The organism is Belliella pelovolcani (assembly GCF_900156785.1).
Taxonomy (GTDB): domain Bacteria; phylum Bacteroidota; class Bacteroidia; order Cytophagales; family Cyclobacteriaceae; genus Belliella; species Belliella pelovolcani.
Window position 1 is genome coordinate 1 of the sequence record NZ_FTOP01000029.1, and the last position, 11061, is coordinate 11061.

Annotated in this window: 9 protein-coding genes, 1 tRNA gene and 1 rRNA gene; 7 read left to right on the forward strand and 4 right to left on the reverse strand. The window is 36.3% G+C overall.

Features of this window, described 5'->3' with window-relative positions:
- Positions 1-217: 217 nt before the first annotated feature.
- Positions 218-637 (forward strand): 6-pyruvoyl trahydropterin synthase family protein, encoded by a 420-nt coding sequence (locus tag BW935_RS17720; protein WP_076503122.1) that lies wholly within the window; start codon positions 218-220, stop codon positions 635-637.
- A gap of 82 nt (positions 638-719) precedes the next feature.
- Positions 720-1823 carry a lipid-A-disaccharide synthase gene (lpxB, locus tag BW935_RS17725; RefSeq protein ID WP_076503123.1) on the forward strand — a complete coding sequence of 368 codons (1104 nt, stop codon included), beginning with the start codon at positions 720-722 and terminating at the stop codon, positions 1821-1823.
- Positions 1824-1926: 103 nt separating this feature from the next.
- Here the strand turns inward: lpxB and clpX are convergent, their stop codons facing one another.
- The 4 genes from clpX to BW935_RS17745 form a co-directional block, all read right to left on the reverse strand.
- Positions 1927-3150: an ATP-dependent Clp protease ATP-binding subunit ClpX gene (clpX, locus tag BW935_RS17730; protein ID WP_076503124.1), complete on the reverse strand. Its 1224-nt coding sequence runs from the start codon at positions 3148-3150 to the stop codon at positions 1927-1929.
- Between the two features lie 2 nt (positions 3151-3152).
- Positions 3153-3824, reverse strand: coding sequence for a ClpP family protease (locus BW935_RS17735; RefSeq protein WP_076503125.1), 672 nt, complete (start codon positions 3822-3824; stop codon positions 3153-3155).
- A gap of 82 nt (positions 3825-3906) precedes the next feature.
- The gene (tig, locus tag BW935_RS17740) at positions 3907-5235 is read right to left on the reverse strand and encodes a trigger factor (RefSeq protein ID WP_076503126.1); all 1329 of its coding nucleotides are present in this window, start codon (positions 5233-5235) and stop codon (positions 3907-3909) included.
- 109 nt (positions 5236-5344) lie between these two features.
- Positions 5345-5426: transfer RNA gene (locus tag BW935_RS17745), tRNA-Leu, on the reverse strand.
- A 137-nt stretch (positions 5427-5563) separates the two neighbouring features.
- On the opposite strand from BW935_RS17745, the gene BW935_RS17750 reads away from it, so the two are divergent.
- From BW935_RS17750 to BW935_RS17770, 5 genes are all read left to right on the forward strand, one after another.
- Positions 5564-7789, forward strand: a complete 2226-nt coding sequence (locus tag BW935_RS17750; protein ID WP_076503127.1) for a RelA/SpoT family protein — start codon at positions 5564-5566, stop codon at positions 7787-7789.
- 132 nt (positions 7790-7921) lie between these two features.
- Entirely contained in the window at positions 7922-8389 is a 468-nt protein-coding gene (locus BW935_RS17755; protein WP_076503128.1) for a Fur family transcriptional regulator, read from the forward strand.
- A complete protein-coding gene (locus BW935_RS17760; RefSeq protein WP_076503129.1) occupies positions 8386-8730 on the forward strand; it encodes an STAS domain-containing protein in 345 nt (114 codons plus the stop codon). Before BW935_RS17755 ends, BW935_RS17760 begins: the two co-directional genes overlap by 4 nt.
- A 243-nt stretch (positions 8731-8973) precedes the next feature.
- On the forward strand, positions 8974-10245 hold the full coding sequence (locus BW935_RS17765; protein ID WP_076503130.1) for an adenylosuccinate synthase: 1272 nt from the start codon (positions 8974-8976) through the stop codon (positions 10243-10245).
- A gap of 728 nt (positions 10246-10973) precedes the next feature.
- Positions 10974-11061: ribosomal RNA gene (locus BW935_RS17770) — 16S ribosomal RNA — on the forward strand; the annotation flags it as partial.

Below are 11061 nucleotides of genomic sequence, written 5' to 3' on the forward strand. Positions count from 1 at the left end.
TAAGAAGAAAACGAAATATTAATCAAGAAAAACAATAACTTTAACGCGATGTAAGTCTACTATTCCTGACCAAAAAACTACTTAACTCTGGGGGGCAATTTGCAGCGCTGATAGGTGGTCAATTTGATCGCTGTAAGCAATTATTGATTTGATTGATTTTTCTCCTATTCTTATTTCCCAATCTTTTCCATAAATTTGCAAGCCAAATCAGAAAGTAATGATACACGTTTGCAGAAAGGAGCATTTTAATGCTGCTCATAAATTATGGAATCCAAATTGGTCGGAAGAAAAGAATGTAGAGGTTTTTGGTCCCTGTGCAAATGCAAACTGGCATGGCCACAATTTTGAATTAATTGTCACTGTAAAAGGGCTGCCTGACCCGGAGACTGGTTTTGTTGTCGATCTAAAAGATCTAAGTAGCTTGATTCGAAAACTGATTATTGACAGAGTTGATCATAAAAATCTTAATCTAGACGTGGATTTTATGCTAGGGAAAATGGCAAGTTGCGAAAATCTAGTCATGGAATTTTGGAAAATCCTTAAACCTGAAGTAGATAAAATTGTTGCGAATGGTAGTCTTTATAAGTTGACGCTTTATGAAACACCGAGAAATTTTGTGGAATATTTTGGAGAATAGTTTTGATGGACTAATATTGTTAAAGGTTGTTTGAAGCAGCCTTTTTCTTTTTATATAATTTCACCACTTTTATTTAATTCTAATGAAATACTACATCATCTCTGGAGAACGGTCAGGTGACCTTCATGCTTCTAATCTCATCAAGGCTCTTTTAAAAATTGACCCTTCAGCTGAGATTGTGGGAATGGGAGGTGATTTTTCTGAAAAAGCAGGTCAAAAACTTACAGTGCATTATCAGGAAATTGCGTTGATGGGCTTCTTGGAAGTGATACTAGGATTTAGGAAAGTCCTCAAGTATTTATCCATTGTAAAAAATGATATTCTTGCTCAAAAGCCAGATATCGTGCTTTTAGTTGATTTTGGTGGGTTCAATATGAAAATCGCTAAATTTGCTAAACTCAATGGGTTTAGAGTACATTATTATATCCCTCCTAAAGTTTGGGCTTGGAATCAAAAAAGAGCTTTGAAAATTCAAAAATATGTAGATCAGGTCTATTGTATTCTACCTTTTGAAGTTGATTTTTTCAAAAAATATGGTGTAAATGCCACTTATGTTGGGAATCCATTATTGGATGAGTTAAATGGGTTTAGCCCCCACGAGTTTTTTTATCAAAAAAATGAATTAAGCTATCAACCCATCATAGCACTACTTCCAGGCAGTAGGAAGCAAGAGGTGATGAATATGATGCGTATTATGGTAGATATGGTTAGTCAATTCCCCAATGCACAATTTGTAGTAGCAGGTGTAAAGAATTTGCCAAAAGTACTTTATCAATTAGCAGAAGAGGCGGGTATAAAAGTTATTTTTGATCAAACCTATGACCTACTACATTATTCGACGGCGGCCATAGTTACTTCTGGGACAGCTACTTTGGAAACCGCGCTGTTTAGAGTACCACAAGTAGTTGTATACAAAACCAGTTCGCTTAGCTATGCTATTGCAAAAAGGCTGATAAGCGTACCCTACATTTCATTAGTGAACCTAATAGGCGAAAGAGAGATAGTAAAAGAGTTAATCCAAGAAGACTTCAACAAGGAACATTTATCCACTGAATTAAATAAAACCTTAAGTAATTCAGTGTATCGAGGCAATATGCTACAAGGATATGATGAAATCAAAGGTAAGATTGGAAATCAAGAAGCATCCATAGAAACAGCCAAGTTAGTTTTGAAAAGTTTAAGTTAAGCTCAAAACCTACTTTAATAAATAATTTGTAATTTTTATTCACTTTGTAAAACCCAAATAAAATTAAAAAGGGGGATGGTTTTGACCATCCCCCTTTTTAATTTTAAGCTACCTGAAGTTTTTTGAACTTTGATTTGTCAAATTGTTCTTGAGCATATTTTGCGTCTATGACCAGCTCTTTTATCGATTCATTTGATGGTAACTCGTACATGGCGTCCGTTACTATGGCTTCGCAAATAGAGCGAAGTCCACGTGCGCCTAGATTATATTCCATTGCTCTTTCGACAATGTAATCTATACCACTTTCTTCGAAGACCAAGGCAACCCCTTCCATATCCATCAGTTTTTTATACTGTTTGGTCAAGGCATTCTTTGGTTCTGTCAAAATACTTTTCAAAGCATCTTTATCTAGTGGATCCAAGTGAGTTACAACTGGAAGTCTACCAATCAATTCTGGAATCAAACCGAAAGATTTCAAATCTTGGGCAGTCACATATTGTAGTAGATTATCCCTATCTGCATGTGCTTTTTCTTCTAATTTAGCAAAGCCCAGAGGTTGCGTATTAAGCCTTCTGGCGATATGTCTACTGATCCCGTCAAATGCTCCCCCGCATACAAAAAGGATATTCTCTGTATTGACAGCAATCATTTTTTGATCAGGGTGCTTTCTTCCACCTTGAGGAGGAACATTGACCACAGTGCCTTCTAGGAGTTTCAATAAGGCCTGCTGTACACCTTCTCCACTTACATCTCTGGTGATCGAAGGGTTATCAGATTTTCTAGCAATCTTATCAATCTCGTCGATATAGACAATCCCTCTTTCTGCTGCTTCTACATTGTAATCAGCAGCTTGCAAGAGACGTGTCAAGATGCTTTCAACGTCTTCGCCAACATATCCAGCTTCAGTTAATACAGTCGCGTCAGCAATGCAAAATGGCACTTCTAAAGTTTTGGCGAGAGTTTTGGCTAAGTAAGTTTTTCCAGTCCCCGTTTCCCCAACCATGATGATGTTTGATTTTTCAATCTTGATTTCATCATCATTGGTTTTTTGCTGCAATCTTTTGTAGTGGTTGTATACAGCTACGGTGAGTACTTTCTTAGCATCCTGTTGGCCGATTACATATTGGTCTAGGTACGCATTGAGTTCTTTCGGCTTTTTTAGCTGGAACTTCTGGTTTTTAGAAGGCTTTTTTGTTTTCTCCTCTTCTCCCAAGATCTGATAGGCTTGATCTATACAGAAATTGCAAATATGGGCAGAAATGCCCGAAACCATCAGATCTACATCTTTTTTATTTCTACCACAAAAGGAGCAAGTCGTTTGAGCCATTTTTATCTTTTTCTTATCAATACTTCATCAATTAAGCCATATTCTTTGGCTTCTGGAGCTTTCATCCAGTAATCTCTATCTGAATCTCTTTCGATTTCTTCGTAAGTTTTTCCTGAATGTTGCGCAAGGATATCATACAATTCTTTTTTCATCGAAAGGATTAGCTTCAATGAGATTTCCATGTCTTTTGATTGACCTTGCATCCCGCCAGAAGGTTGATGAATCATTACTCTAGAGTGTTGAAGTGCAGATCTCTTGTCTTTTGCTCCTCCTGCTAAGAGTACAGCACCCATAGAGGCAGCGATACCAGTACAAATTGTGGCTACATCAGGATTGATGTATTGCATGGTATCATATATTCCTAATCCTGCTGTTACCGAACCCCCCGGGCTATTGATATACAGCAAAACATCTTTTTTAGGATCTGTAGATTCTAAAAAAAGTAATTGAGCTGTAATAATATTGGCGATAAAATCATCTACTTGAGTTCCCAAAAAGATGATTCTATCCATAATTAATCTAGAGAAAACATCAATTTCACGGAAGTTTGTCGGTCTCTCTTCAATAACTGACCTTGTCATCCCATTGATGAATGTGTCATATTGATCAAAGGCATTTCCACTGATACCATGATTATGAATTGCGTATTTTCTGAATTCGTCTTTGTTAAACATATGTGTTTTGTTTAGTCGTTTACAAAAATAAAAAAAGCCCTTACTTAATGAAGGACTTTTTTTAAACGATTTTGAATCTGAATTAGTTTTCCAAAAGTTCCTTGAACTTATCAATGGAGATAACTTCTTCAGTGATATCTATTTTTTCTTTGACAAAAGCTAGTACCTTGTCATTTTGAACGGAAGTTAACATTTGCATGTAATTTTGACCTTCATTGCCTTGAAGGTAATTATCAACAAACATATCCATGCTTGATTCCAATTGAGCTCCCATACCAGAAGAGGCGAATTGGTCCCTGATCATTTCTTTGGTCTTCTCAATTACATCTTCATGTTCAGCTTTGATTTCATTGTTCTTAGCGATCTCATTTGAAATAATAGTCCAAGAAAGCTGCTTTGCATAGATTGGATATTCTTGATCAACTTGCTCTTGCGTCACTTTTCCTTCATTTGCCCTGAACAACCACTCTTTCAAGAATCCCTCTGGAAGGTCGATGTTCGCTTTTTCAATCAAAGTATCTTTGATTTTTTCATCACTAAATACCTTCACTTCTTTGTTGTAATTCTCAGACATGATGGCATTTACCTTTTCCATAAATGCTTCCTCTGAGTCTACTTGATCGGGACCGAATACTTTATCGAAAAACTCTTGGTTCAATTCAGCTTCTTCAGTTCTATTGATATTTTGAACTACAAAGCTGAATTTACCGGATAGCTTTTCTACTTCAGAATCTTCCACACCAACAACTTCAGCAAGATCTTCTTTGATAGCTTTAGATGGATCAAATTCTATAATATCACCTTTAGATAAACCAATGAATTTTTTCAATGACCTACCATCTACTTTAGATAAAGGTAGAGAGAAGGTTTTCTCAAAAGAACCATCTAAAGCCTTGATGTCACCATAAAGAAAATCTCCTTCTTGGCTTACATCAGGGTTGGTCATTTTACCATATTGTCTTCTCAAGTTCGAAACAGCATCTGCTATGGTAGCTTTATCCACTTCAAGCGTATAGCTAGTCACGTTTAATGATTTGTCAAAATCAACTTTCACATCTTCAACAAATCCAATTTTGTATTCGAAATCAAAATCCTTTTGGTTGGCCCAATCAATTTGATCTGCGTTTTCAACAACTGGAAGAGGGTCGCCAAGAATTCTAAAAGTTTGGGATTTCAAGTAATCATTCAAAGAAGATGAGAGCATGTTGTTAATCTCGTCAACCAACACGGATGTTCCGTAAAGCTTTTTCACCATAGCGATTGGAGCTTTGCCGGGTCTAAAGCCTTTGATATTGGCTTTCCTTGCATAATCTTTAACTTTAGCATCAACCTTTGGTTGATAATCTGCTTCATTTAACTTAATTTTAACTGAAGCCTGATTTGCTGAATGCTTGTCTAATGTAATTTCCAAGGTATTTTGATTTTGATTTGTGTTTAACTAAAAACCCTCAATCTCTATTCTTCATTCGAAGAGCCGAAGCTATTTCGAAATCGGAACCGTGATTGAGGGTTTGAAAACGTGCGGATAGAGGGACTCGAACCCCCATGCCTTACGGCGCTAGATCCTAAGTCTAGTGCGTCTACCAATTTCGCCACATCCGCTTATCTAATGTGGACGCAAAGGTAATAACGAAATCGAAACTTGCAAAAGTTGGTTTGAAAAAATATTAAAAAAAGTAGAAAAAAATTATTGAAGTCCTCGTTGCTTTAATTTTGGAATTGTTTTTACCTTCGAATATATGATACAGGTTGATCTGGAAGAAGAAAGAAAGGAAATACTCAAGCGATACAGAAAATTGCTTAGACTGGCGAAGCCTTTGCTTAAAGCTGGTGATGCAAAGATTATAAAGAAGGCCTTTAATGTCTCAAATGATGCGCATAAGGAAATGCGTAGAAAATCAGGAGAACCTTATATATACCATCCTTTGGAAGTAGCTTTAGTCTGTGTTGAGGAGATAGGTTTGGGTCCTACAAGTATAGTAGCTGCGCTGCTTCATGATGTAGTAGAAGATACAGAATGGGAGCTGGAAGATATCGAAAGGGAATTTGGCCATAAGGTCATGCAGATCATTGATGGGCTAACAAAAATCTCGGGTGTATTCGATTATGGATCATCTCAGCAGGCAGAGAATTTTAGAAAAATGCTCCTTACGCTCTCTGATGATGTTAGGGTGATTCTTATCAAAATCGCGGATAGACTCAATAATATGAGGACTCTTTCTAGCATGCCTCGGCACAAGCAGTTAAAAATTGCCTCTGAGACCATGTATCTCTATGCTCCGCTTGCGCATAGGCTTGGACTTTACACCATCAAATCAGAGTTAGAAGATTTATATTTAAAGTATACAGATACAGACACCTATAATTTTATTGTTGAAAAAATAAACGAAACGAGGTTATCTAGAAATAAATTCATTAAAACATTCATCGCTCCAATTGAGGAAGAGTTGAAAGCTCAAGGCTTTAATTTTTCGATCAAGGGAAGACCAAAATCTGTCTATTCAATTTATAATAAGATGAAAAAACAGAATATCCCCTTTGAAGAAGTTTATGACCTCTTTGCAGTGAGAATTATCATGGATTCAGAATATGACAATGAAAAAGCGGATTGCTGGCAGGTATATTCCGTTGTCACTGATTTTTATAGGCCAAACCCTGACAGACTGAGAGATTGGATAAGTACACCAAGATCCAACGGTTACGAATCTCTTCATACCACTGTGATGAGCAATACAGGTCAATGGGTAGAAGTTCAAATCAGAACTCAACGCATGGATGATATTGCAGAACGAGGCTATGCTGCTCATTGGAAATATAAAGATAAGGAGGCATTGGCTAACAAGGCGTCACCAGGATTAGATGATTGGATCACGCAAGTGAGAACACTTTTAGAGTCGAACGACGGTTCTGCGATTGAGTTTATGGATGACTTTAGGGGAAATTTGTTCCATGATGAGGTCTTTGTATTTACACCAAAGGGAGATTTGAAAGTGATGCCCTTTGGATCTACAGCACTTGACTTTGCTTTTGAGATACACACTGAAGTTGGGGCAAAATGCATTGGAGCCAAGGTCAACCAAAAACTTGTCTCAATCAATCATAAACTCAAGAATGGTGATCAGGTAGAAATCCTCACTTCCAACAAACAGAAGCCTACAGAAGACTGGCTTAATGTCGTTGTAACTTCGAGAGCAAAAGCTAAAATCAAAGATGCTCTGAGGGAAGAAAAAAAGTCATCTATTCTTGATGGAAAGGAAATAGTCCAGCGCAAGTTGAAACAGATGAAGTTGGATTTTAACTCTGAAACTGTCGAGCAGCTAAGAGCTTATTTTGAAACTAAGACTGCTAATGAGTTTTATTATAAAGTTGGCAAAGGCATGATTGAGTCTACATCTATCAAGAGTTTCAAAGATTTCAAGGAGGATAAGCGACAGAAAAGTAAATCATCTTTGGATATCGTCAAGGATGAGTCCTCTTTTACAAAGCAAATCAAAAGCCTTAAGGGGCCAGACCATGATCAGCTCTTGATAGGAGAGGATATGGATGTAGTAGATTATATTTTGGCCAAATGCTGTAATCCAATACCTGGAGATGATGTTTTTGGTTTTGTTACCGTAAATGAAGGTATCAAAATTCATAGGACATCTTGCCCAAATGCGCTTGAGCTGCTTTCCAATCATGGTAATAGAGTAATCAAAGCCAAGTGGACAAGCCAGCAAGAAATTGCGTTCCTAGCAGGCCTTAGAATCGTAGGTACAGATAGAGTAGGTTTGATCAATGATGTGACCAAAGTTATCTCTAATGAACTGAAGGTGAATATGCGATCCATCACTGTAGATTCTGATGCAGGGATTTTTGAAGGTACTATCAAGCTATATGTTCATAGTACCCAGCATCTAGAAAAACTAATGGGGAATCTTGGAAAAGTTGATGGTGTAATTAAAATCACAAGATTTGACTATTAAAAGAAAATGCTCTTGTTGAATCCTAAAACTAGGAATAAGTGTGTTCATGATTTAGGTATTAGCCTCCCTCTATTTATTTATTTGAATTATTTCTAAATAAGAACAGTTATATTTGAAACAAAAACAAAAGAAATGGCCTTGAATGAAACCCTTTTTGAAGAGGTAAAGAAAATTTTCACCGCTTATCTTGAGAATAAAAAGCTTAGAAAGACACCTGAACGCTACGCTATCTTAGAGGAGATATATGGCCGAGGAGGTCATTTTGATGTAGAGTCTTTGTACATCAGTATGAAAAACAAAAACTACCGTGTCAGTAGGGCCACAGTATATAATACCCTAGATCTTTTGGTAGAGTGCGATCTGGTGACAAAGCACCAGTTTGGTAAAAACCTCGCTCAATACGAAAAGTCCTACGGTTATAAACAACACGATCATCTGATTTGCGTAGACTGTAATCAAGTTTTAGAGTTTTGTGATCCAAGAATTCAAAACATTCAAAATACAGTTGGAGAAATTTTAAATTTCAAGGTGCTGCATCACTCCTTAATCTTGTACGGTAATTGTACCAAAGAAAAATGTGAAAATAGAGAGATCGTATGAAACTGAGCTATCAATTAGAAAAGGCTGACAATGTTCAGTATTTACATATTCAAGGTGACTTAATAGGTGATGACGTTGGACCAAAATTAGTGGAGATTGTCACCAATGCGGTAAATGACAAGATCAAAAACTTCGTCATAGACCTCAGGGAAGTCAGGTATATTTCATCAAGCGGAATTGGTGTGTTAATTACCATGCTTACAAAAATGAGAAATTCAGGTGGTGAAGTTTACCTGACTTCTCCTTCTGAACATGTCAAAAAGCTTTTGATTATAACTAAGTTGAATAACATATTTACAGTTTTTGATTCCATTGAAGATGCTAAGAATGAAATTTCTTAGCTTGAATAATATTCTATAGCGCTCAATATAATCCTCTATATGTTTTTTTCATTTAGAGGATTTTGTTTTTAAAGGGTAAGTGATTTTAAATCATTTTATGATTTGGCTCAAGAAACACATGTGTGATCGACCCATCTGTGGAGTATTTAGAATAAATACATTCTTTTACTTGCAATTATTTAACCTTATTCCAAACTTCACGCCTCAAAAAGAATACTAACAAATCAGTCAAAATATAATCAAATGAAAATGGATGTGCTTTTGGGCCTACAATGGGGCGATGAAGGAAAAGGAAAAGTGGTCGATGTACTCGCTCCCCAATATGATGTAGTAGCCAGATTTCAAGGTGGCCCAAATGCAGGGCATACACTGGAATTTGATGGAATTAAGCATGTTTTGCACCAGATTCCCTCTGGAATTTTTAGATCTAACTTAGTCAATATTATTGGCAATGGAGTAGTATTAGATCCTGTTGTTTTGAGAAAGGAAATTCAAGGTCTTGGTAAGTTTAACATTGACTTCAATCAAAATCTTTTTATTTCAAAGAAAGCAACTATAATTATTCCTACACATAAGTTATTAGATGCTGCTTATGAAAAATCCAAAGGTGACAAGAAAATAGGTTCTACTTTAAAAGGTATAGGCCCTACTTATCAAGATAAGATTGGAAGAGTAGCTTTGAGAGTTGGGGATATATTAGCAGCTGACTTTAAGGTGAAATATGATACTTTAGTTGAGAAGCATAAGACTATTCTATCTTTTTATGACTTCCCGCTTGATGAACTTGCCGAACTTGAAAAAGTCTTTTTTGAATCCATCGAGTTTTTCAAAACGCTTAATTTGATTGATAGCGAGTATCAAGTGAATGAATTTTTGTCCAAAGGTCAAAAAGTTTTGGCTGAAGGAGCTCAAGGATCTCTATTAGATATAGATTTCGGAAGTTATCCGTTTGTTACTAGTAGTAGCACGATGACCGCTGGAGCCTGTACTGGACTGGGGGTTGCGCCAGCCAGAATAGGAGAAGTTTATGGGATTTTTAAGGCCTATTGTACTAGAGTGGGTAGTGGTCCATTTCCAACGGAGTTGTTTGATCAAGATGGAGAGGATATGAGAAAAGAAGGAAATGAATTCGGATCTACAACAGGAAGACCTAGAAGATGTGGCTGGATTGATTTACCTGCATTGAAATATTCGATCATGATCAATGGCGTCACGCAGCTATTCATGATGAAAGCAGATGTGTTGAATATATTTGAAAACATCAAAGTATGCACTCATTATCAATTACCTGATGGTTCGCTTGTTGATAGACTTTCTTACGAGATAAATGAACAAGAAGCTAAACCAGTATATAAAACAATCAAAGGTTGGAATCAGTCATTGGCTCATGTTGCCAATTATGATGACTTCCCAAGTGAATTGAGGAATTATGTTAGTTTGTTAGAAGAAGAACTTGGTGTTCCTATCAAAATGGTCTCAGTTGGCCCAGATAGGAAACAAACTATCTTAAGATAAATTGAAAAAGCTCGAAGAAATTCGAGCTTTTTCAATTTATTGGTTATTATCATGGATCAAGGCTCATAATTTATGATAGTAATCTTGTGAATTATTTATTTATTATGATTTTGCTTTCTTGTTAATAAAATCTCCGAAATAGAATAAACCTATGATTTTAAACCAATCCCGATAAACTGGGGCAAGTTATCAAAGAATAACTTGCCTGCAACGGAATCCAAACCCGAAGAATTTAGACCGAGATGATGTAGGCCCCTTTTTAAATTGGTTAGCAGTTAAATTGTGGTTATATATTTTACTTAAAAACATTTTTAATTTTTTCTTATTGATATTCAGGGTAGTAGTTATGATTTTAAAATTTCTTTGAGATTAGGTCTTGTTAATTGTAAAATAAGTTGCACTTTTGCAATCCCAAACGGGGGCAAGGAGTTGAAAAGAGGTAATAAAGAAGGTTTAAAAAAGTGTTTGGGTTTAAAAATTTTCAAACTTTTTTACTTTAAAAAGATTGCCTGATCAAATTACTTTCTTACCTTTGCAATCCTGTTCAACGGAATGGAGACAAAAATTAGGGTCGAGAGACTACAATTTGGATTGAGAAGAAGTCCAAAAAAGTTCATTGAAGTGTTGTAAGACGAAACGACGAGAGGCTATTTTAGGATAGTTTTTCAAGAAGCATATCAATAAGAGTCGATAGGAATAAGCTACGAGAGTAGCGGAAAAAAAACTTTACAATGGAGAGTTTGATCCTGGCTCAGGATGAACGCTAGCGGCAGGCCTAATACATGCAAGTCGAACGGGATCTAGAAGCTTGCTTTT